The sequence below is a fragment of the Pedobacter sp. genome (genome assembly GCF_041645105.1).
Taxonomy (GTDB): domain Bacteria; phylum Bacteroidota; class Bacteroidia; order Sphingobacteriales; family Sphingobacteriaceae; genus Pedobacter.
The window spans coordinates 247,217-271,773 of sequence record NZ_JBAZQQ010000001.1; the positions used below are offsets into that span (position 1 = coordinate 247,217).

At 37.2% G+C, this 24,557-nt stretch carries 15 protein-coding genes; 2 read left to right on the plus strand and 13 right to left on the minus strand.

Going from position 1 to position 24,557, the window contains the following annotated elements:
- Positions 1-37: 37 nt before the first annotated feature.
- Both WC623_RS01020 and WC623_RS01025 read right to left on the minus strand, forming a co-directional pair.
- Positions 38-1,438 carry a sulfatase gene (locus WC623_RS01020; protein ID WP_372847674.1) on the minus strand — a complete coding sequence of 467 codons (1,401 nt, stop codon included), beginning with the start codon at positions 1,436-1,438 and terminating at the stop codon, positions 38-40.
- Between the two features lie 15 nt (positions 1,439-1,453).
- Positions 1,454-4,519 (minus strand): chondroitinase family polysaccharide lyase, encoded by a 3,066-nt coding sequence (locus tag WC623_RS01025; protein ID WP_372847675.1) that lies wholly within the window; start codon positions 4,517-4,519, stop codon positions 1,454-1,456.
- Between the two features lie 260 nt (positions 4,520-4,779).
- Between WC623_RS01025 and WC623_RS01030 the strand changes: the two genes are divergently transcribed.
- The gene (locus WC623_RS01030) at positions 4,780-5,361 is read left to right on the plus strand and encodes a hypothetical protein (protein ID WP_372847676.1); all 582 of its coding nucleotides are present in this window, start codon (positions 4,780-4,782) and stop codon (positions 5,359-5,361) included.
- Positions 5,362-5,368: 7 nt separating this feature from the next.
- On the opposite strand, the gene WC623_RS01035 is transcribed toward WC623_RS01030, so the two are convergent.
- The 8 genes from WC623_RS01035 to WC623_RS01070 form a co-directional block, all read right to left on the minus strand.
- Complete coding sequence (locus tag WC623_RS01035) at positions 5,369-6,244, minus strand: metallophosphoesterase (RefSeq protein WP_372847677.1); 876 nt, start codon at positions 6,242-6,244, stop codon at positions 5,369-5,371.
- A 57-nt stretch (positions 6,245-6,301) separates the two neighbouring features.
- A complete protein-coding gene (locus WC623_RS01040; RefSeq protein ID WP_372847678.1) occupies positions 6,302-7,393 on the minus strand; it encodes a DUF4855 domain-containing protein in 1,092 nt (363 codons plus the stop codon).
- 90 nt (positions 7,394-7,483) lie between these two features.
- Positions 7,484-9,136, minus strand: coding sequence for a DUF5018 domain-containing protein (locus WC623_RS01045; protein ID WP_372847679.1), 1,653 nt, complete (start codon positions 9,134-9,136; stop codon positions 7,484-7,486).
- An 11-nt stretch (positions 9,137-9,147) separates the two neighbouring features.
- The gene (locus WC623_RS01050; RefSeq protein ID WP_372847680.1) at positions 9,148-9,996 is read right to left on the minus strand and encodes a DUF1735 domain-containing protein; all 849 of its coding nucleotides are present in this window, start codon (positions 9,994-9,996) and stop codon (positions 9,148-9,150) included.
- Positions 9,997-10,018: 22 nt separating this feature from the next.
- The gene (locus WC623_RS01055; RefSeq protein ID WP_372847681.1) at positions 10,019-11,986 is read right to left on the minus strand and encodes a RagB/SusD family nutrient uptake outer membrane protein; all 1,968 of its coding nucleotides are present in this window, start codon (positions 11,984-11,986) and stop codon (positions 10,019-10,021) included.
- 10 nt (positions 11,987-11,996) lie between these two features.
- A complete protein-coding gene (locus WC623_RS01060) occupies positions 11,997-15,335 on the minus strand; it encodes a TonB-dependent receptor (RefSeq protein WP_372847682.1) in 3,339 nt (1,112 codons plus the stop codon).
- Between the two features lie 256 nt (positions 15,336-15,591).
- Complete coding sequence (locus WC623_RS01065) at positions 15,592-16,752, minus strand: FecR family protein (protein WP_372847683.1); 1,161 nt, start codon at positions 16,750-16,752, stop codon at positions 15,592-15,594.
- 125 nt (positions 16,753-16,877) lie between these two features.
- Positions 16,878-17,480, minus strand: a complete 603-nt coding sequence (locus tag WC623_RS01070; protein WP_372847684.1) for an RNA polymerase sigma-70 factor — start codon at positions 17,478-17,480, stop codon at positions 16,878-16,880.
- A 256-nt stretch (positions 17,481-17,736) separates the two neighbouring features.
- Here WC623_RS01070 and WC623_RS01075 point away from each other — a divergent pair, with 256 nt between their 5' ends.
- Positions 17,737-20,007 (plus strand): DUF6259 domain-containing protein, encoded by a 2,271-nt coding sequence (locus WC623_RS01075; protein ID WP_372847685.1) that lies wholly within the window; start codon positions 17,737-17,739, stop codon positions 20,005-20,007.
- 94 nt (positions 20,008-20,101) lie between these two features.
- Here the strand turns inward: WC623_RS01075 and WC623_RS01080 are convergent, their stop codons facing one another.
- The 3 genes from WC623_RS01080 to WC623_RS01090 are packed head-to-tail and all read right to left on the minus strand — an operon-like array spanning position 20,102 to position 24,539.
- Positions 20,102-22,165, minus strand: coding sequence for a DUF5689 domain-containing protein (locus WC623_RS01080; RefSeq protein WP_372847686.1), 2,064 nt, complete (start codon positions 22,163-22,165; stop codon positions 20,102-20,104).
- Between the two features lie 11 nt (positions 22,166-22,176).
- The gene (locus tag WC623_RS01085) at positions 22,177-23,010 is read right to left on the minus strand and encodes an endonuclease/exonuclease/phosphatase family protein (protein ID WP_372847687.1); all 834 of its coding nucleotides are present in this window, start codon (positions 23,008-23,010) and stop codon (positions 22,177-22,179) included.
- Between the two features lie 17 nt (positions 23,011-23,027).
- Positions 23,028-24,539, minus strand: coding sequence for a RagB/SusD family nutrient uptake outer membrane protein (locus tag WC623_RS01090; RefSeq protein ID WP_372847688.1), 1,512 nt, complete (start codon positions 24,537-24,539; stop codon positions 23,028-23,030).
- Between the last annotated feature and the right edge of the window lie 18 nt (positions 24,540-24,557).

Here is a 24,557-nt window from a genome sequence, read left to right on the forward strand (position 1 = left end):
GTCTTATTGATACAATTTTATTTAAACACTTTTATAACTACGGATACATTCTTTCCATTTCACGACCTGTCGTTTCCATACGGTGCTTCATGATTTGGTTTTTATCTCCATAGGAACTTGTCCAATGTGGGGTATCCAGTCCTTTTTCCCAATGCGCAAGCTTAACCAGCATTTCTTTTGTCTTTCCAGAATGTTTAACTGCAAGGTTTATGGTTTCAGATAAGTCTTTAGAAAGATCGAACAGTAAAACATTCTCTTTAACTTTGATCAGTTTCCAATTACCTTCTCTCATCGCAGCAGCGACTCCTCTCCTCCAATAAAGCGCTTCATGCGGTACCTTTTTATTTTTCCCGTTAACGTAAGGAACCAGATTTATACCATCTAGCTTTTTTGTCCCTTTTTGTTTACCATTACCTGCCGCTATAGAGGTAGGCAATATATCCAATGAACTTACCGGTTTATTATAAGTTTTATTTGGAGCAATATGTCCCGGCCAACGCATCATCATGGCTACCCTTATACCACCTTCCCATTTGGATCCTTTCATCCCACGTAGCGGGCCGTTATCTGAAGAGTTTACAGTAGCTCCACCATTGTCATTGATGAAAATAATCAGTGTATTTTTGTCAAGATTTTGCTGTTTTAACGTTTCCATTACTTTTCCTACACCATCATCTAATGATGTCATCATTGCTGCATAAGCACGTCTTCCCGGATCTGCGATACTTGTGAAACGATCCATCAGATCCTTTTTTGCATTCATTGGTGTATGTACTGCATTATAAGAAAGGTACATAAAGAATGGCCTTTTACTATTTTCCTTTATAAAATCTGTTGCTTTATCTGTTAACATATCTGTCAGATAAGTGACCTTACTTTCTGGAACAATCTCATTATTATTGTACAATGCGAGTTCATTGGATGGCTTATTTTTATAAGCAAAGAAATCTCTGTGACCTCCTATAAAACCATAAAACTCATCAAATCCCCGGTTTAAAGGAAAGTGTTTCTTCTCTTCGCCCTGATGCCATTTGCCTATTGCTATTGTTTTATAGCCATTGGCCTGCATTTCGTTACCGATAGTTTGTTCTGCAGGATCCATGCCTACATCTGATAATTTATATCCCGAAGCAACCAAATTAGAAGTGTTATGTTCAAAACCAAAACGTTGCTGATAACGTCCGGTTAACAAGCCAGCTCTTGAGGGAGCACATACCGATGCAGAGACATAAGCATCTGTAAAACGTACACCCTGTTTAGCAATAGCATCAATATTTGGCGTTGGGATTTGAGTGCCACCGTAGCACCCAAAATCCATATATCCGGCATCATCACTAACGATGACGATCACATTTGGTTTATCTGAAATTTTATGCTGTGCAAAAATCGGATCCACAATACAAGCAATGAGCAATGCTGCAATTATTATTTTCTTCATTCTATTTTAATCCTTTTATTTTCCTTTAACCAATTCAAATTTTGATGTCAACCCATCTGCACAAGGCACACTAACAAGTGTATTCCCATCTGATTGCAATTCAGTAATTACACCATTCTTTTGAGTATTAGAATTTTCTATTTTAACACTCCAATTACCTTTTATCAATAGTTTAACAACGGAAGGCTTTGCGGGCGACCTATACCAATTGCGCGAATAAATACTTACTTCTTTCCTTTTGCCATCAGCTGTTAAAGGACTATCATCCGGTCCTTCATAAAAGGCAAGATCAGGATCTGTAACAGATAATTTAAGCATTTGCTTTTCCTTTTTATACATCAATAAACAAGGTCTGCTATTATCCAACAGCAGAGAATCTACAGTTTTAACATGGCTACCAAAAACGGCCAATGCAGTAATCTGATCTGCACCATACCATACAATATGAGCTATGCTGTCCTTTTCTAAAACCTTATACAATGGTTTTTTGCTTTTCATTACTGCTGCAGTATGTTCCATACTTTTCTGATCTGTCTTTATCAGCATCGCATATTCATATTCTTGATTTACTGGCGCTTTACCGTGTTGAAATATCAATTTAGCAAAATTACCTGTAGTGTTTTTCTGGTCTTTCTGATCGCGGGATGTTTGTGTCGATTTTGTCAGCGAAACTTTATTCCCATCAGGTATATAGTAACCTATATTGCGGTTGTCAATAATTGTTATTGGTTTTCCGGCTGTTCCATTCGCAACAAATGGGAATTGATTTATAGTTTGCCCATTAAGGTTCAATGCATCAGCTGAAGCCTTTAAATAATTTTGAAAAAGGGTTGTTTCGGTAGAATATTCCTTGATAGTATTATTAATATCTGAACCTAAGCATACTATAAGGCTATCAAACATAAACCATGATTTTGTTGCTCTGAAGCTTCCCATATCATACTTATCGTGTCCATGTATTTTCATAGCAAACAACCCTTGCTTATCCAATGTTGTCCCACCTGCAAAGCGTTCATCAGATATTAGCATTTCTTCTATCCCACTAAAGTCATCCGCATTGATAATGCTCGCTCTTAACTTCTCTAAAGGTTGGTGAAGGGTTGTTGTCCCCGGAATACTATTCCAATCCCATCCTTCATCTTTAAAGTTACTGCCATTATCTGTCTTTGTTTCGGGAAAAAGCACCTCAAGATGCCCATAAGCCAGGTATCTTCCGTACATATTGGCTCCAGGATAGGATTCATTACTTATAAAGTAACGATTGTGTCCACGTACAGTAAGCAACCAATCCTGACGACGGTGGATATCAAACAATCCATAGTTCATATTCCAATGTCCACTTATATAGCCTGCAGGTACAATCTTCATAGATTTAAATCTATTAGTCCACTTGTTTGTTTTGCCATCATTCAGCTTCAAATAGATACCAGCCATTGTAGTATCTATCTTTGAACTTCCATCTGGTGTACCCGCCATTGCCATATATGCGAATGGACTATCAGGGATGCGCCATGTCCCAGTTGGATGTCGACCGGAAACACTTATTGGCCACTTGTAGGGATTAGTATATTGATACATCATCATCAGACTATTCCGAAAACTTTTATGCGATTCCTTTTCAACACTTAATCCTGTACTACTAAGTGTGTACAAAATTGGGGCAACACCTGTAAATCCTCCTATGCCATAAGCCGGATAAAGATTGGCATGGTGAAATACTGCACCATCAGGTTTAAAGGCACCTTCTATGGTATGATCGGGAGCTATATTTTTAGATAACCATTTTGAGTAAGTCTGAAGATAACGGAGCTTTTCAGGCGTATCGTCCATGATTAATACCGCAGAAAGCATACTTCCAAGCAGGGTATTGAATACATCAATATTAGATGATGGTAGTTGATCTGGCAGTTGAAGTGTTCTGCCCAGGCCACTAAGCCAGGCCATACTTTTAAAAGTTCGTTCCAGCTTGCCTTCCTTTTTAATGTTTTCTTTCATTAACAAGCATGAAGTATAATAACCTTGCAGATTATAGCCATGATGATGTAATGCACCCATACCACTGCCATAAGTCCAACCCTGATCTTCGAAATGATCAAGCAGATCATTAAACATAGTTTCGAGTTTGAGTTTTGTATTCTGATCTGATGAGGAATGGTATGCTTGTGCCAACTGTAGCATGAATTGGGTATATCGCTTTACGCCCGATAACTGGTTTAACTCTTTAACGTTTGCCGGCGGACTTAAAGACACCAACTCTATGTCATTCATAGAATACACAGGTCTTCCAATAATCTGATTGCCTTTTCTCACAATATTCCACCAGGAAAATTCAGTTTCAATCTCTTTTAATTTATTTTCAGTTAACTCCTTTTTTGAAGGAGCTACAATTTCCTGATAACGCTTGTTAATCTTTGCCATATCGGCAAGATCATTTTTGTTAAGCATTGATGGAAGTTTAAGAAAATGTGGTGTACGACTAAAGGCATATAGAGAATTCCAATGTGCATTTGCTGCTTTATCCGCTTCTGGATTGATAAAAGGCATTTGCTCATCCCGCATAGGCGAACGTGGATTGATCGTTACATCATACATCAGTTGATCTATAAAGAGTGTCCCCTTTTTTACTGATGCAGGTGCTTGTATTTGCATGCTATTCATTGCAACTGCAGGTTTACCTAGCATATCTCTATGGTACATCACCCATGCTGTTCTCCATCCTTTAAAATTTAAATTGAATTCAAAGCTGCAGGCAGTCTGGTTTGCATTACCAAATGTGAATACCAATTTATCATTAATTGGAACTTCATTGTATACCCAAACTACAAATGTACTTCGAGGATTTTGTGCAACTGCTTTAAAAGCGTCGTTCTCTATTTTGACTATGCTTTTACTACCCGCTGTCCATTCCCATTTTATACTCTGCTTACCTATTTTAAAATGTGTATCACTAAGGTTTATGTTCCCATTAATACTACGCCAATCACGGGGGACTGTACCCTCACAGATATCGGTTTGCATTTGTGCATAGGTGCTTGCAGACTGAAAGCAGATCAATAAAATAAGATAAAGTAAACGGCTCATACTTGGTTTTGTTTTGGGTTTTTATTCCTACAGGATTCAAATATTGCATTTAATCTACATACAGCTAGGGGAGAATCAGTTCAAATATAGGGGGGTAATATGACAGCAAGAGAATTTACTCAATAAATACGACAATATTCTTAAAGAACTGAATCTCCCCCTACATAAGCACAGGAGCCCCCTACAGTCTTATATTGAAATACATAAGTTTGGTAAGTGCTATTTAAACCTGAATCAATTAAACCAAAAATAAAAATGTTATGAAAAAACAAATTTTAACTACCCTTTTATTAAGCTTCCTAGCCATTACCTCTATCCATGCACAAGGTGGGAAAATTAAACCGACCGAAGTAGTTTTTATACAGGGAGGAAACACAGCTGATGAAACATTTGGCACAACAAAACCAGATATGATTTTAGTAGCGCGCTCTATCACCAATACCCATTGGTCGAGAACTGGATTTTTGAAGTTTAAAATTCCGCAAGACATAAAGTCTTTAAACTCGGTTGATTTAAACATTTCTATAAAGGTTTACAAAAATGCGGAACAACCAGATTTAAAGTTTAGCTTAAATGTACAGGCAGTACCTGAAAATACATGGAGCAAAACAACCATCACATGGAATAACGCACCAAAAGTGGGAGAGGTATTAGGGAACGTAATATTAGATCAGTCACAAGATGATAAGCTATCAAAATTAACCATAAAACTAGATGCCAAAGCAGTAGATTTATTGTTGAAAAAGTCGAAGGATAGAGAAATTACACTTGCCTTAACCAACAACATATCTACAGCACTGGGTTCTATTGTATCAAAAGATGCTTTTTTAACTATAGAATAAGGAAGAGTTACTTATTTATGCTTTTAGGGATCTGATCCAAGCCATAATAAGTGTGTTGGATCTTACCGTCTATCACAGTTACGATTCTCAAGCCAGAAGGGTCTTTGCCTAGTGGTCTGCCTACAGGTCCAGTAGTAACCATTTCCATTTCGCCATCTTTACCGAAAGAGTTTCTATGAAGGTGTCCTGCAAAAATATGGCTCACGCCATTTTCTTTGTAAAGGTTCAGGTATTTCTTTCTAATTGGAGTTGGGATATTAAAATACTGATCTTTCTCATCTGGATTTTCAAGAAAGAAAGGATGGTGCTGAAATACAACGATAGATTTACACCCGGATTTTTTAGCTTTTTTAAATGACGACTCCAACCATTTGTACTGTTTTTCACTCTCTTCTGTTGCGCCTGACGCGTCGGAGATAAGACCTGAATTGACTACAATAGCAAAAAGGTCACCTTTTTTGAAAGTATAATAATCAGCTCCAAACTCTTTACGATAGGCAGCTAATATTTCTGGTGTAGGTTTGTTAGCTACATCATGATTTCCCGGAAGGCTGTACAATCTAATGGATGGGTTTAGTTTTGCAGCAATTCTTTTATACTCTGCAATCTGAGCCGGATCTCCCATCAGGTTTACAAGGTCCCCAGTTATAATTACAAAAGCCGGGCGCAGCTGATTTGCTGCGGCCACGGCTTTTTCAAAGTTTTCAGTTTCTTTGGCAAACTTCTGATCATTTTCAAAAAATCCAAACTGAGTGTCTGTCATTTGAATAAAAACCAGGGGTTGTTTAGTTACTTTTTGTGCAGTACTTCTGGAAAAAGACAGAAGTAGTAGCGCTGCAACAATAATCAAACTCTTATACCTTAGAAACTTTACTGTTTTCATATTTCATTTTTTTTTGTGTGTTTACTAAGATAATGAGAAGAATTAAGTTTTATAATACTACTTGTCCCCTTTGCTTATTTTTTTCATAAAGCTTTTGCTTTTACGCTTAATGATTTCAGCAGCGAGCTCATCCATCAGCACCTTATCTTTTGGATCTTTAGACTTTGAAAACAGGTACATTCCATTTCCTCCTTCATAATATGCGATTGGAGACTCTTCAAAGGCTCCATTTCTTTTGAAAGCTTCTATATATGCCTTTAATCGTCCACTTTTCTGTTCCTTAGAAGCATTTAGACCATGAGAATCAAACTCCATCTCTACCCCCATACCTAATTTTTTAGCCAGATCACAAGCCTGATCAATACGACTATCTGGAATCTTCTTATTGAAAAAATGATTAGGTTGAAGCCATGCAAAATCAAACTTAAACTTTCTCCATTGATCAAATCCTTTTGCATTCCAATAAGGTATCCAATAGAATCTTAGACCTTTAGATCGGATATAGTCACCCAAGGGCTCCAGGATCTCGGCACAACCGTTCACATCCTCATCCACCCAGTAAAAGCCTTCCAATTTCAAATTATTATATCCCGCAGCTTTATAACGTTCCAGGAATCTATCAATATACCATTTACCTGCAGTAATTCGATCCTCATGTTTCGAAAAATCCATATCCTTTCCGTCTACCTGTCCCCAGTCTTTTTGATTGAAGATAGGTGATGGAATACCAACCACAAGCTTATGCTTAAACACCAGCTTTTTCATTTTCGGTTTTTGCTCCTGAATGGCTTCGTTTAAAGCGTAAAATGCCTTGTTCTTTTCGAAGTTACGGTCCAATAGCCATTCCCATTCAGTTTTACGAGCATTTAACTTGTCGTAACCTGGTGCATAAACACGCCCTTTACCATCTTTGAATTCTAAAAAAAGAAATCCATCATAAAGCCAGTTTTTCTTTCCTTTACTATCTTCATGGATAATATATGGAAGAAATTGCTCTTTAGTCCATTCCATAGGACGATGGGTTCCTCCCTGGTAAATTAAAACCAGATCGGCAATATTGGTTTTCCCGTATTGGCCTTTACCAGATTCCTGTGCCCATGCAGTAGTTGTCAGGCATAAAATGTAAATAATAATTAATAATCGCCTCATTTGTATGTGTTTTATGTGTAATTATTAACATCTGCCATGCCCTTAAGAGAAGGACATTAGCAGATGTAGGGTACTCTGTGTGTTTCTATTTTATTTAATGCTATTTAGGTCAATGCAGTCAAATTCATAAGCTGCTATGCTCCCGTTCGTAATCATTACATAAAGGATCATTTTATATCCATCTTTGGATACCTTCAGTGCTACATCTCCAGTAAAATTTCCATTTGCCACATTGGCAAGAACAGGCGATTTGAACACGCAGATATTATTATAGCTGGCGCTTGCAGGAGCTGTAGAAAGCAATAATGGATCAGTGACATTATATAAGAATGCATTACCAGCTATATTTGAACTGACATTTACAGCGGCCAGGTATCGTGCATTATTAAATTCCGTATAATCCAGACTATGAGTAGTCACGATACCAGATGCAGCAAGATCTACTGTACTTATAGGTTGGCCCGTCGCACCGTTCATATATGCAAGATCACTGGTTTGTCCGGCTACAAATATATTATCCGTAAGATTCGTCCCTGTAGATATCGCATCTGCCATCAAAGTCCATATTTTTGTTCCGCCATATGTAATTGTAGTTGGGGTTTGTGATAATAATAGCCCATTTACGACCTGCCATCTTAGTATGGTATTGTTTGAATTTGCAGAACCCATAAAAATCAATGCATTCTTACTCAAATCTCCTTTTACAGATACTTTTCGCCCAGCCAGATAAGTCGTTGAAGTCCATTCAATAAATTTAACAGGGGACTGATCAGTTACGTCATTATATTTATAAACATATAAAGTATTCGGTAATCCATTTACCAGATTTGAAACCAGAACATGCCCTGCTTCATCGCTGGTTGCAAAGAAGTTCGGGAATTGTGTACTAAGCACAGGCGTGGGAACCATTGTTCCTACAAGAGCTCCTGTATAACGATCAAGATACTTATTTGCAGCCGCACGCGTATTTACTGCAAGATAATTGTCAGTTATAGCAATAGACGTAGTGAAATTATCAATACCATTTATCCCAAGCTCGGCAAGCGATTTTGTCCACAACAGCTTCTGACTTCCAGGACGGATTCCTGAAGCTACTTTTTCAGGAGTAATAGGTTTTACTACATACTGGACAACCTTACCGCTTTCAGCAGTTACAGTATAAGTAACAGGTTTACTAAAGTCCTGTGCTACGTTTACAGCTGGAGAGATGGTTGCATGTGGGGTAATATTAATCACAGGAACCAACCCTGTTAAACTCGCCCCACCCGATACAAGCCCAACAATCTTTTGAGATTCAACCAAAAATCCTGTAAGGTTAGCTGCTGGCAATGCAAAAGAATTGATTACCGCATCACTGCTCTTCCTGATCTCTCCAACTAAAATGTGTTTTCGTTCAGTACCATCAGCCGAGCGTATGATAATCTCTGTGGGCTTCGTTAAGTCTGCTTGATCGGAACCATTAGAAATTACCCTTACCGTAGTAGGTGCATTTGCCTTAATTTTCATACTGCTGATATCAATTGGATTGTTCGATTCTGCAGGAAAGTGTGTGGAAAAAACAAACTTAATTGTATCTCCGTAAGGAGTAGCTCTTTCAGGATTAAAGAACCCAGTCCCATCTGCAAATGTAACATATAAAGAATTTGAGGAAGCGCTGAAATCTCCTTTATTCTCATCCTTTTTACATGAGTAGACAAGCAACATAACTAACGTCATGATTCGAAATGAAATATACTTATTCATATAATTAGGTTTTATAAAGTAAATGTTAAATCAACAGTCGCTAGTTGCACTTTGCCGCTTACCACATAAGTGTAAAACAACTTAAAACTACCCTTATATGTCTGATAAACAGGATCAAATTGACCTGAATAGGCACTTTCGCCCCTTGATAAATCATTCTGAATAGCATATGCCTCTGAACCAGGAGCACCAGTTACCTGAACCTTATTATTTAAAATTGTCAAACGCAACTTCATTCCACTTAAAGGTCCGGCTACCTCAAGTACATTTGCGGAAATTGATGTAGGGCTCTGTACTTCATCTATTTTTACAACCGAGACTCCATCACTTGTTACCGTTCCGTAAGCTTTATATTTTGCCTCATAAGCATTGCGAAATCTAGAAAAATAAAGAAAAGCTATTTTTTTCCCTTCATTGATTTTCGTATCAGGATTTACACTTTTAATACTAATAGGTAAAACATATTTTTTACCCACAAAAGTATTTTCAGTGATATTTGTCAGGTGAATATTTAAATCTTCCCTTTCATTTCCTTTACCGATTACAACAGTTCCTGAGGGAATGCGATAATTAATGGCTGGTAAAATTTCATATCCTGGATTAGTGGTTTGAAAATCCGCAAAGGCATTTTGATCGACCTCCAGATTAACAGTCACACTATTCTCTTGATTTACTCCTGCCCTATAAACGCCCAATTTGAAAACGGACTCCCCAAGGAGCGCGGTTTGTGTACTCAGTCCCGAGTTGGGAATATATACTGTACCCTCTATTTTAATGGCGTCTATACCCTTCTCACAAGAAGATACCGTTAATAGCCCTAAAAACAATATTGTACTTAAAAATCTATATTTTTTTAACATAATCATGTCTATTTAAGATTAATTACCACCCTGGATTCTGAACCAAAGCAGGGTTTTTATCAATTTCAGTTTGGAGGATTGGGAACAGATTAAACTTCATTGGGAAGACTCTTTCTTCAAATGCGGTGCGTTTGTAAAAACCAGTATAGGTAAAATTATTGGTCGCAACTGCGCCAGCATTTACATCCATACCCCACATTTTGCCCCCATCACCCCATTTTCTCAAAGGATCTCCATTGTCGGTTGCATGTGCTCTCCATCTTCTTCTAGAGGTAAAATAACGGTCGCATTCAAATGCAAGTTCTATTTGACGTTCAGTTAAAATATGCTCTCTTTGTTCCTCTTTATTTCCCCTGATTTCCGGGTATACGCTAAAAATATTCGGTACACCTGCGCGTGATCGGATTTTATCCCAATATTTTTCAATATCAGGGTGACCAGGATTATATTCATTCAAGGCTTCTATATAATCTAATAAGACACTGGCATAGCGGATAAATATCTCAACCCTTGGGTTCGAAACATGTACTCTATCTCTGAGATTACTTAAATAATCGACATCTTTTAAGCATAAATATCCTGTACGGGAATAAAAGGTGTAAGAACCGGACGATCTGGATGCTCCGCCAAAATACAACTCTGCTCTGCCATAACCATTCTTTTGAGTTCCAGTACTATAGTAATCACGTTTATCGATATCGCTTGGTAACTGAGGAATGATTCTTTTGTTATAAAGTATATTGGCATAGAACCTGGGCTCACGATTTGCATACATATTCCACTCTCCAGCCCAATGACCCCATGCGTCTCCACTACGGATATCATCAATCATGGCTACACGCTCTGTCGTAATATTCCTGTTTTTAGGATTCCAATTATCGCCACCAGTAGTGGTGAAACCTTCCTCTACGTATCCTGACAGTGGATCATCAATCGAACGTCCATTCTTCATAAGGAAAGCATCCACGACTCTTTGAGTTGGACCTACACCCCCCAGGTTATTTGGTCCTGGAGAAGTATGAATTTCCCAACCTGACGCATAATAGCCTGCTCGCCCCCAAATAACCTCACAATTCCATTTCTTTAACTTAACATCTCTAACGGATTTCAGGGGATTAAAAATACCATCACCATTTTCATCGTTCCTATATAGTTTCAAGTTTGCGACTGGATTATTTTCAGCGAGCTGAATCACTGCATAACTAGCTTCTGCTGCCTTTCTCCATTTATTCTCGTCGTATGTGGTGCTAGTTAAAGGAGTGCCGTCATGATTTTTAAAATTAGCATAATCGACATTCCCATTCCATTGCGGACTTGCAGCCATAGTCAAAACAATTCCCTTTACGGCTTTACAAACAATTTTATTGGGCTTACCTAACCATTGCTTATCATTTTGCCAATCTAAAGGCAAGCCTTGTTCTGCTTCGTCCATCATCTGCACGATGTAACTTACACATTCATCATATGGCGTCCTTGGAATCGCTCCAAAATCAGTATTTGAAGGTAGCTCGCTTTTTATAATTGCAATAGGCCCATATTGTCTGAGTAATAACCAGTAGAAATATCCACGTAAAAATTTAACTTCAGCTTTATACTGTGTTTTTAAGGCATTACTTAGCTCTGGATTTTTATCTACATTATTTTCAAATACAAAAGATGCACGAATTGCTTTATAGTACGTTGCCCATTTATTGTAAAAACCTGAACCAGTATTCCAGTTTCCAAGATTAATATTATAAGTGTTATATACATTCCAACTTAAATCTATTTCATCTGCTAAACCTAACCACGGATCATCCTGATAAAGATTTGCAGCAGGTATAGAAGCATATACATTATATAAAAATGCTTCTGTTTCTTTACGTGAATTCCAGATCATGGCATCAGTTTTCATGTCATCAGGCTGTTTATCAAGAAACTTCTTGCAACCCGTTACTGTCATCAGCCCAAACATGCATAGCATGATATATATGTTAAAATTTCTTTTCATCTTATTTAATTTAAAATTTAGCTCTGATACCAAGATTCATCTTACGCTGAAGAGGATAATTTCCAGGCCCTTCCAACTCTGGATCCCACATTTTCCATGGAGCCCAAACTGCAACATTATTAGCCAGTGCATAAAGGCGTAAACTTTTCAACTTGATACTAGACAGAACTTTCGCTCCAAAAGTATAACCAACTTCTACGTCTGATAATCGCAGATAACGACCATTATATATAGTCTTGGTTGACCTCTGCCAGTTGTTGGATGAAGTACCATTATAAATACGCGGATAAAGTGCATCCTGACGAGGGTTATCAACAGTCCAGCGATCTAAAGCCTCCTCAAATAGATTAAGTTTCCCTACTCCCTGAGCAAATGGAACATACGACCCGCCCAATGCATAACTTACTCTTCCCTGACCTCTTAAAAAGACACCAATATCGAAGCCCTTATAGTCTACCTGAAAACCAAATCCATAATTAATTTCCGGCAAATTGGAGTATCCGATAGGCACTTCGTCGTCCACATTTACTTTTCCATCTCCATTCACATCCAGGTACTTAACATCTCCTGGCCTAACTACTCCATATTGCTGCTCCGGACTGTTCTTAATATCTGCTTCACTAACAAAATAGCCTAAATCAATCAATCCAAAAACCTGGTTATACTTATTACCTGTGCGCATTCTATAAGCATAATTTTTATTCGCTTCGTCTTGTGAAAGTATTTTGTCTCTGGCATAGGTAAAATTTCCATAAACCCTGGTTCCCACATCACCGAAACGCTGGTTAAATTCTACTGTACCATCCACTCCGCGATTCAGCATTTCCCCCATGTTTGCATAAGGTGCAGCTACATAACCAGTAATTGCAGGCAATGATGTACGTTGTAATAAGATATCTGTTCTTTTTTCGTGAAAATAATCGGCTTCTATTGAAAGTGCGTTTTTGAACATCTTCAATTCAAAACCTATGTTTTTCTTCAAGCCTTTCTCCCAGGTTAATGTTGCTACTCCAATACGGTTCTCTCCTGTTCCTCCATAATTTGTTGGTGTTTCACCAAATATATACCCCCCGAGTCCGGCACCATAAACAGATAAGTAACCATAGCGGTCACTCCCTGGCAAAGCCTCAGAACCAACCAATCCTATTGATCCTTTGATTTTCAAAAGATCAACCGTTCCTTTTAAGTTCTTAAAGAAAGACTCATTCGAAACAATCCATCCTGCTGCAACAGCGGGAAACCAACCAAAACGCTTCTCTGGCGGAAAGTTCTCAGAACCGTTATAACCAACGTTAAACTCAGCAAAATACCTGTCATCATAATCATAAGTAGCCCTTCCCGCAATACCCTGACGGCGGTATGGGAGAGATAGAATTGCAGAACCAGCATTCCCTAGAATATAATCACGTTGGTAATACATCATCATCCCTCCTACATGATGTTTTTCTCCAAATGCTTTATTGTACAAAAGCTGAGCTTTCATTTCTTTGGCCCTGTTACTGGTCAAGCCATTAGAATAGCCTAAAAACTCTGTCCCTACTGTAACCTCTTTAAAAAGAAGGTCGCCACTAACAGGATCTCTTCCCTGCACACCATACGTAGTACTATTCTTTCTTCTGCTAATAGTAGTTGTATTATTTGCATCAAATGAATAAGAGAGCCTGAACTTTAAACCATCTAAAACAGATTTAAGATCTTGATTTAAGGAGATCTGACTGGTGAACTGATTTCTAAATTCCGTATTGAATCCAGATCCCATCAAACGCTCTACCGGGTTTGATTCACCAACCTGTGTAGGCGCAGCCCAACCCATTATATCATTCCCATTCAGATCCTTACCAATTGGAATTCTAACTGGATTTCCTATAGGCGAGGCCTGATATGCCCAATAAAATAATTCACCAGCTGGTGTAAAAGTTGATGAATAAATCGTCCCCCCTACTCCAGGAGTTCTCAAATCAGTAAGGTTACCTCCAATCTCAAGTTCAAGGATGGTTGATTTAGAGAGGGTAACATCAATGTTTGCCCGAAAATTATAACGTTGAAGATCTAGATTGGATTTGTAATCGTTATCGGGATTATCCTTCAAATTACCATTTTCTTTGATGTATCCTAAACCTACAAAGTAACGGGCAACTTCACCTCCTCCTCTTACATTTAGGGTAGCATTTGCATTCTGCGCATATTTCTTATAAGTCTCATCAAACCAATTTACATTTGGATATAAATATGGATCTATTCCACTCCTGGTATTTTCAATATATTCCTTAGAATAATTTTCTCTACCTAATGCTTCATTGTATAAAGTAGCATAATCAGGTCCATTTAAAAATTTTGGTAACATCGGCAAATCGGATATTCCGTATTCTGTTTTGAACTCAATTACCGGCGCCTGTGCAATACCTCTTCTGGTTGTTACCAATACCACACCGTTAGCAGCTCTTACTCCATATACAGCAGTAGCAGAAGCATCTTTCAGAATTGAAACAGATTCAACTTCTTCAACTGAAATGTCATCCATACTTCTTTCTACACCATCCACAAGGATTAATGGCGACCTGTTTGCTCCGAATGTGGCGATACCCCGGATCCACAAGCCTCCACCATCCCTTCCCAACTCACCAGAGCGCTGAACCACAACAGCCCCTGCCATTTTACCAGCCAATGCATTAGTTAACGAACGAACTGGAATCTTTAAGTCATCCATCTTTACTGTAGAAATGGCTCCAATCACACTGGCTTTCCTCTGGACGCCCATACCAACCACCATGACTTCATCCAAATCACTAAGTTTTTCCTTAAGTACAATGTCAATAGCAGTCTTGGCCTGTACTTTAATTTCCTGTTCAATGTATCCTACCATGGAAAACTTTAAGATATCACCAGGACCCGCATCGATGGCATAATATCCTTCCGTATTTGTTGTAGCCCCTTTTGTTGTTCCAACGACAATAACACTAACACCAGGCAGTGGCTGTCCATTAACATCTATTACTTTTCCTTTGATATCTACCACCACAGGAGCACTAACATTCTTTAAATTTGGAGTAATGATATCTTTAGATTTAACAATGATGATCCTATCCTGAATGGTATAAGTTAATGGCTGATTACTAAAAACATCCTTTAATACTTCATCAAGATCAACGTTGGTCACATCAATATTTAATGGTTTAGCTTTCTGCAAAACTTCATTACTGTAAATAAAGTAGAAACCGGTTTGTTTTCTAATCTCTTTAAATACCATTTTTAAATTGGTATTACGCTGGCTAATACTAATCTTTTGTCCGAAAGAAGCTGCATTAACGTGCATGGTAAGTACTAAGAGTATAATACCTGTCAATTTCATAATGCGAAATACTTTTGATTCAAGAAGCGCTATACACTTCTTGTATAGGTAAATTCCAGGGCATAGAATGCCCTTAAAATGTAGATTTTGTTTCATACATTTGTTTGTTTGGGTTTTTGGTTTACACTAAATCTATTGAGTACAATCAAGGGTTAGCCCAGACACTTAAAGCATTTCGGCCGCAATCCGGAATGCTTTTTTTATGGCTACCCTGCTCGGTTTAATCAAGTAGGATTTTCTTTCATACTTCTTGGTTTTAGTTTTTGGTTTTATTATTTGTTGTAGTAATTGTTCTTCCTTCTATTTCGAATTTCACACCACATGCTTGTTCCAGGGCCATTAAAATCCTCGATGCTTTTACATCACGAGGGATTACGCCGGTAAAATAAACATTAGGCCTTGCTCCAACATAATTTACTTCTACATCATACCAGCGTTCAATCTGTCGTAAGACCTTATCTATATCTGTATTTTCAAATTGAAAAAGATTGTTTTTCCAGGCCACAACTGCTTCCGGATCGGCCAGCTTCATTACTTTTATACTGCCATTTCTTAGCTGACTTTGTTCTCCGGGTGTTATAAATTTCTCTATACGTTCGGTTTTAACACTTACTTTACCTTCCAATAATGTTGTTTCCAGAATCTTTTCATTTGGATAAGCCATTACATTGAAGTGCGTACCAAAAACTTCTACAGTTTGCTGGTCACTCTTAACTCTAAAAGGCTTGTTCTTATTGGATTTAACTTCAAAATACGCTTCTCCAACCAATTCGACTTTCCGTTCATTAAGAGTTGTAAAATTTACAGGAAACTTTACTGATGATGATGAATTTAACCATACTCTTGTTCCATCAGGAAGGTTAATCTGATATTGCCCACCTTTAGGTGTTGAAATTGTATTGTAGGGTACTGTTGAATTTACATTAGCTATAGCTGTTTCTTTAATTGTATAGATTAACTGTCCACTTGTATTTTTAGTAATTAGAATACCTGATTGAGTTGCAAGTTCACCATTTTCAACATCAGTTAAAGAAATTTCGGTTCCATCTGCCAAAGTCAAAACAGCTTTATTGCTTCCAGGCGAGATGTCTGTTGTCTGACTTAATTGTACTGTTGTTAATCCCGAGGACGGATTTATAATGAAAAAGTAAAAACTAATGCTGGACACAATCAGTATCGCTGCTGCTGCAGAAATATATCGAAGCCAGTTTTTACGTTTTGGCATCTCCTCCTGATCTATACCCGCATCAATTCTTTGCTTAAGAAGACCAGCAATCTCCATTGTATTCTTTTCCGGAGACCAATCCGATAAGCCAACTTCTTGATGATACCATAAGTTTAACTTCTCCTCTTCCTCTGGAGTGGTCTGTCCTTGTAGGTATCGATCTAGTAAATCAACTATTTCCTCTTTGTTCATATTTGGTTCCCTTATACTTACATGTAGCATAAGATCCACCTTGGTAGACATACAAAAAAGAAAACAATTGCAAATCACTGATAATCAAACAGATTATTTACAAAAAAAACACATCTCAAGAACTACTAATTGCAAAAAAGGCTGAAAATAGCCAGCACCAACAAACTACCTGACTTTTCATTTAACACCAGGCGAAATAGATTTAGAGATCTGTTAATCTGCTTTTTCACTGTTTTATCAGATATATTTAAGTGCTCTGCAATTTCAAGGTGACTCATTTGCTCAATCCTGCTCAAAACAAAAATCTCCCTCATCTTTGGTGGAAGCTTTGAGATTTCTTTATCAATAACTCCATTTAGCTCCTCAACATTTATGTATTCATTAACCATATCTGTGCCTTCTTCAAAGATTGACTTGAGAGAAGAGAGGTAATTATTTTTATATAAATTATTCCGGATATAACTCAGGCTTCTGAACCGAACTGCACCATGCAGATAAGAAGAAAGGGACATGATGTTTGCCTGTTCGGACCTGCGCCTCCACAAAGAAATAAAAACCTCCTGAACAATATCTTCGGCTTCATCTTCATCTCTTACAATTTTACCAGAGTATAGAAACAGCTTCTTCCAATATCTAAAATAAATCTCATCGAAGGCAGTTCTGTCATCTTGAAAAATCAAGATTAACAGTTCTTGGTCTGTACATCTATTTAACTGAGTTAAAGCCATTCATCTAACCTTTTTTTATAAATCTATATATAATATTCAATAAGTTCAATATCATATTTAATATTTTTTCATTACCACATCTCACTTCATATGTCTAATTATGAAAAACGATATTTTTTATAAAAAACCTTAAAATAAATAATTTAGTTTATACATTTAGCTTACAATTAGAGTATATTTTACAAAACAATATTCGTTAATTTAAAAATAGATCAACATATAGTTTTATTTATTAATAAAAATTAAAATCATTACCATGATAAGATTCATCTTTGCCTGCCCTATTTTTTTGATGATAACATTTGTTTTACTTTCGTCTTCAAATTCAATAGCACAAGATCAGAATACAAACCAAATTGTCCTAAGCAATACGAAAGTTAGATGGGCTTTCGATTTAAAAAATGGCTCACTTATTTCATTTAAAGACCTGGGTAGCAATCAAGACTTCTTGACATCAAAAATACAAGACGCATCTATTTGGCAATTCACTTTCACAAAAAAAAGTGGAAAACGTTCACTGACTAACAATGATGCCACAAAATTTGAATTCGTACACCGTTCAAAAGAGATTGTCGAGTTAAAGTGGGGATCATTCAAAGATCCTGCTTTAAAAAACCTGCAAGTATTGGTTACAGTTAACCTCAATAAAGAAGGTAGTTCATTCTGGAACATTTCTCTTACTGGAATATCGAATATCTCCATGGAAAAAGTGATTTTCCCAAGAATATCCGGACTAAGAGATTTGAAAGATGAATATCTGGTTGCTCCAAATTGGATGGGCGAATTAATTAAATCCCCCCGACGTCAATTATCGGGTAATTTAAGAAATTATGAGTTATACTATCCAGGACACCTATCGATGCAGTTTATGGCACTTTATGGAAAAAGTGCAAAAGGACTTTATGTTGCAGCAAATGACACAAAATCTTTTAGAAAGGATTTTGCATTTTCTTATCAAAATGACGGGAACTTATGTTATCAACTTACGCAGTTCTTACCTCTTGATAAAGACATAGATAACTATACATCCTCATACGCTGTAGAAATCGCCAGTTTTGAAGGGGATTGGATTTCAGCAGCAAAGAAATACAAATCCTGGGGGACCAAACAATATTGGGCAAAGGAAAGTAGATTAAAAAATGGACTGACTCCAGACTGGTTGACTAAAACTGCTTTATGGGTATGGAACCGGGGAGAATCACAAAATGTCCTGGAACAGGCTATAGATTTAAAAAAGCAATTAGACCTGCCTGTAAGTGTTCTTTGGCATTGGTGGCACAATGGTTCTTATGACGATTCTTTTCCGGATTATATTCCACCTAGAGAAGGCGAAAAGGCATTTGTCACAGCTGTAAAAAAGGCAAAAGAAAATGACGTAAATGCAATTGTATACATGAACTCCATTAAATGGGGAAACAATATGCCCAGTTATTATAAGGAAAATGCAGAACCTTTTACTGTAAAGGAACAAAATGGAGAGAGTAAATCATTTGTTTACAATATTTTCACTAAAAAAGCCCTTACCTATATGTGTATGACCACAGCTTTTTGGAAAGAAAAGTATGGGCGGATTGCAGATACTGTGTTAAGCAAATATGGAGTTGGAGGTATATATATGGATCAGGCCTGTCTGAGTGCTTTATGTTATGATCCAACACATGGACACCCCCTTGGAGGAGGCAATTACTGGGTTCCCAATTTTACTCAACTCACTAAACAAATCAGAGAGAAAACGCAAAGAAAAGAGCCCTACATATTGGCCGGAGAAGGTGGTGGTGAAAGCTGGCTACCTACACTGGATGCCTTTTTAACTTTACAAGTAAGTAGCGAGCGTTATGCGGGTATTTCTGAAAAATATACTATCCCATTATTCCAGGCAGTATATCATGAATATGGAATAACATTTGGGAACTACTCTTCTTTACTTTACCCACCATACGATGAATTATGGCCAGCTAAATATGCATTAAAAAAGACCAATGAACCTTTGGATAAAAGCTTCAACCAGCAATTTCTAATGGAACAAGCACGATCTTTCGTTTGGGGTATGCAACCCGCTATTGCTAACTACAATAGCCTCTTGAAAACAGAACGAAAAGCTGAAATTGATTATTTACTTTCTTTATCCAGGTTACGAAATAAAGCACTCAAATATTTACTTTATGGCTCATTCGCCCTCCCTCCTCAAATGGATGTTCCACAAAAAGAAATTGCAATATCTAAGCTCTCAATCTATGCGGGTCAGGATGAAAAAGTGACTGCTTTCAAAAAAAGCTATCCTACCATCTATTCTGGAGCTTGGAAAGCTGCAGATGGCTCAGTTGCAATTACACTTGCAAGTATTCAAGAACAACCATATGCTTGTAAATTTAGTCTTACAGCTTCAGACTACGAACTAAAAAGTACTGGAGAAATATATCTGTTAAATGAAAAAGGCCGTTCCAGAATTGGGAATTATACAAGAGGAAAAATAAACATTAACATACAGCTGAAGTCCATGGGCCTTGCGATTATTGAAATCATTTAGTGCTCAAGATTCATGACAGCTTAAAATAGTCGACATAAACAATAAAAAAAAGTTGCAGTAAAAACTGCAACTTTTTTTGTTTAAATCTGAGCGCTTATTTGTTGTATTTTATAGATACATGTCCTAAACGACTATTCACTGAAGCAGGAAGAGTCCCCCCCGTTGCGGAAGTCGCACTTCCTACAGACTTATCTTTAACACGTACTCTGATATACAAGTTTGTTAAACCAGAAGCTTGTTGAGGGAACTGGAAATTAACTACTTTAAAACCTGGCACCTGAGTAAGTAATGTACTTGTAAAGTTTACCAGATCTTGAAAAGTAAATTCACCTACTTGATTCCAGCTGGCACTAGTAAAGCCAGTTGAATTCCATTCAACTACAAAATTTCGCGGTCCACCGATATCACTATTGCCCTCTAGTTGTAAAGATATTGGCTTAGAAATCCCAAGCGTAGAAACTTGAATATTCCAGGAGGCACCCGCATTCTTTGAAGCATTCCACCAGGTTTTTGCTGTCCAGGCGCCATTCGTAATTAATCCCTTTACAGTATTCGGTTCTTGGATCAGTCCATTATAATCACTTGTCCCACTAATACCAGTACTGCTAAAGTTTAATGCAGTTGTTTCGCTATGTGTTAGTGTTCCTGTTCCAATATCAGGAGTTAAAGGGTTACTACTCAATGTTGCTCCAGCAGAAAGTTCTGATTTAAACCTGCTCCATTCCACCAAAATATTCGAAAATCCAGATGTACGACTCTCAGCTAACTCTATGTCAGCTCTTTTTAAAGGTCTGATTGAATAATCCCCGATATTGCTTCCATAACGTTCCATCTTTTCAGAGACAAGTACACCTGTTACATCTCCAGAGCCTTGTGGAACCATTTTTCCATCACGTCTATAAGTAACATCATTATTCACAATCATTGCTAAAGTATTGCCGTTAATATCTCTTAAGAAATTTGGATAAGCATCCGTTCTTGCCACATAACCTTCTGTAATATTAGAGAAACTACCTAGTGGAACAGCGATTTCAACGTCTTTAAGTTTAACAAGCGTATACAAATCATTGGGAGTTAGATCCTTAATATACAATGACCGCGGGGTAACATCTGCACCTTCAACTTTAGACATCACATTAATCGATTCTAAATTGTCTAAAATCACGCGAGCAGGATTCACTTCCTTACGCAACGTTAAGCCTTTAAGCCATATTTTTACCCGGTCATTTTTGACAAAAATATTATCTCCACCAGTTTTTGTCCTGACTAATACACCAGAAGTTCCATCATTATTCTGAACATAAACTGTTATCGCATTTTCGGTCTTATCAATTTCGTGCTTATTCGTGGGTTTATTCGGATTCTGACCTATGTTCGGATTCCCTTTGTCACTAATTATTGTTCCTTCAATGTAAATATCATCAGAGATTACACCTGCTGGCACTGCAGTTTTTAAATAATTAAAATCCTTTAATACAGCATTTGCAAAATCTCCAGCCACATTTTGAGAAACAATTATGCTGTCCTTAACAGTAGTCCCCAATGCATCTTTATAAGAGAACAAAACTTTACCTGAGCGTAATGCAGCAGATGAGTTCTGGCCTACAGTAAAGTATAAATAATTATCCTTCATTTTCAAATCACTTATCCAATCTGCCCCTTCATTATACGTGATTTTTTGCACCAATTTATCAAAAGGGATATTGGTAGTAATCGCTGTTTTCATTACACCACCAGCTCCTATGCCATTGGCCGTCGCATCAGTTATATTTAAAGAGGGGGTTAAACCCTTTTGCTGAAAGCTAATGGTACGTGTTTTACCAGAAGCACTAAGCACCAGATTTACAGAACGCGGTAACTGGTCTTTATTACTTTCAAAAGTGACAATAAATTCTCCGTTGCCATTTCCGCTGGTTTTATCAAATGTTACCCATGATGTTTCATTCTCGGTAGTGAGGGTCCAGTCTTTATCTGCAAAAACTAAAATTCTCGATGTACCCGCAGCATCAGCTACACGTACAATTTCATTATTAATAGCAATATCAGTACTAAACTCTACTTGATCGTTCTTCTTACAACCAAATAAAATTGTCATAGCAACAAATAAAAGGGCTAATAATAACCAACCACTTTTACTTAAGTTAACTGTTGTTGTCATATAGCAGTTGTTTATTTTCTTAATTTCATTAATATAGGCCTGTGATCCGAGTGTTTTTTTGTAAAGTCATCATAGATAAACTTACAATGTTCTAAACTCGATCTTAAGTTTTTACTTAGATAGATGTAGTCAATACGTGTTGATTTAAAATCGTTCCCTGTTGGGAGAGATTTCATCGCATCAATCAAACCGGAGTCTAAAATCTTTTGCTGAACTTCAAAATCTAAGTATTTCCCATCCTCCAGATTATGATGATTGGCATGCTTTTTTTCATTCTCAATTAAACGATTAAGATAAACTCCATCTGCGTAGTTAATCCTATCCAATGGAGATAATGAATTTAAATCACCCATCAGGATCCAATTCTTCTTTTGATTTGAATCTTTTATTTTGTGCAGAATAATCCCAATTTCCTCGCGACGCTTCTCATAATTATGTGGATTTAAGTGAGCCACCAAAATATTGTATTTCAACACATTCGCAACTATAAACCCATGGGTCATGGTCTCATTTATCTTTTCTGCATTTAAAATGGGGTACTTTGATGTTAAACCTACCGGATAACCTTTCAATTTGACAATAATAGAATAAGGATGGCCGAAACTTCTGGCCAATTGATTTAAGCTTTCCTCAGTAAATTTATTACATTCCTGTAAAGCCAATATGTCCGGGTTTTGCTTCTTAATCCAGTTTACAAATACAGTTTTTCCTTTAGTAGTATCTGTTTTCATACCTTCCAGAATATTGTAACTTAAAACACGAAGTGTATCCTGGGCAAACAAATTGCCGGTAATAAAAAATGCTATAGTGAATAGCCAAATTTTATATAATGATTTTCGTTTCATTGTATCTCTATTTTAGATTATTTGTATGCTGGATTAGTAAGATTACCCCATGAGCGACTGATTTCTCCGTCTGAAATTGGATAATACTCATGGTAAGGGCGTAAATTTTCTTCGATACTTACATATTCAGTAGCAGTAGTCGCTTTAACCGCATCATAAAATATACCCCATCTTACTAAGTCCCATTTTCTTCCATACTCTCCCATTAATTCTCTGGCACGTTCTTCTTTTACCTCTGTAAAAAACTCCGTTTTACCAGGGTACGAAGCCAGTACATAATCTTGAGAGGCTCTACCTTTTACTTCATTTATTGCTGATATAGCTGTAATGGGATCATCCAGTTCATTAGCACATTCAGCAATCATCAATAGTGCATCTGCATACCTGAATACCTTCTGATTATTTCCGTCTGCGATGTTATCCATTTCCGGACACCAAAACTTAGGTCCCATCCATGGCTTCCCTGTTCCATTGTTTGCCATTGGCCTTTTAAAGTAGGCCCCATTATAGGTGTACGCTAAAATTATTTCCCTACGCGGATCATAAACATCATATAAAGAGACGAAGTATTTGGATGGTGTTATAGAAGCGAAAGGATTTGCTTTTGAACCTAATTCCGGAATATTAACACCGTCATAAGTACTTGTACCAGAAGCTTTAGTAGGCATAAAAAAGGCAGATACGGTGGTAGTTTTCTTTAGTCCCAATGCAGCCCAGGTAAACTGCACTTCAAATATAGATTCAGGTGTATTTTTATTTCTGAAATAAGTATCCGTTAAAGGATACTGCACTAACTGTCCGTATATTTTCTGAACCTCTTTTAAAGCTGTTAAGGCTGTTGTATAGTCTTTATTCCACATGGACATTTTAGCAATCAGCATATAAGCCATTGGTGCAGAAATTCGATTATCGGTTACATCTGAAGTTCGTTTTAAGGGTAATGACAAAACACTTTTTTGTAATTCATCAATTAAAGCTGTACGTGTAGCTATAGCAGGCATCCGTCCAATTTTCGAAATTTTGTCTAAAACTTCTAAAGAAGATACGTCCTCCGTATAATAAGGGATATCACCAAATGTAGCCGTTAATATATAATAATATAAAGCCCTAAGGGTTATCGCTTCGGCAGCTATCGCCTTCTTTCTTTCATCCGGAATTTTTTCAGATCTGTCAATACCTGCTATTGTTGAATTACAATACATCACACCTTTATAGCACTGTTGCCATAAACTTTGGCCCATACCAGGATTTGCGGGAGAGATCTCAAATTTGGCGTCAAGTTGCGAGGAATTTAAAAATGCTAAATCTGTCGTCGCCTCATTTGCGATCATAAAATTTGCATTATAAATACTTGTTAAAGGTATATAACACCCATTTACAGCCGCTAAAGCCTGACCTTCATTATTATAAAACTGAGCGGGGGTAACAAAACTCTTTGATTGTTCTTCTAAAGTTTTTTTACAAGCGACTAAACTGAGCATTAGTATACCTGCAATCAAAAAAGTATATTTTATATTCTTTGTTTTCATTGGAGTATGTTTTATTCT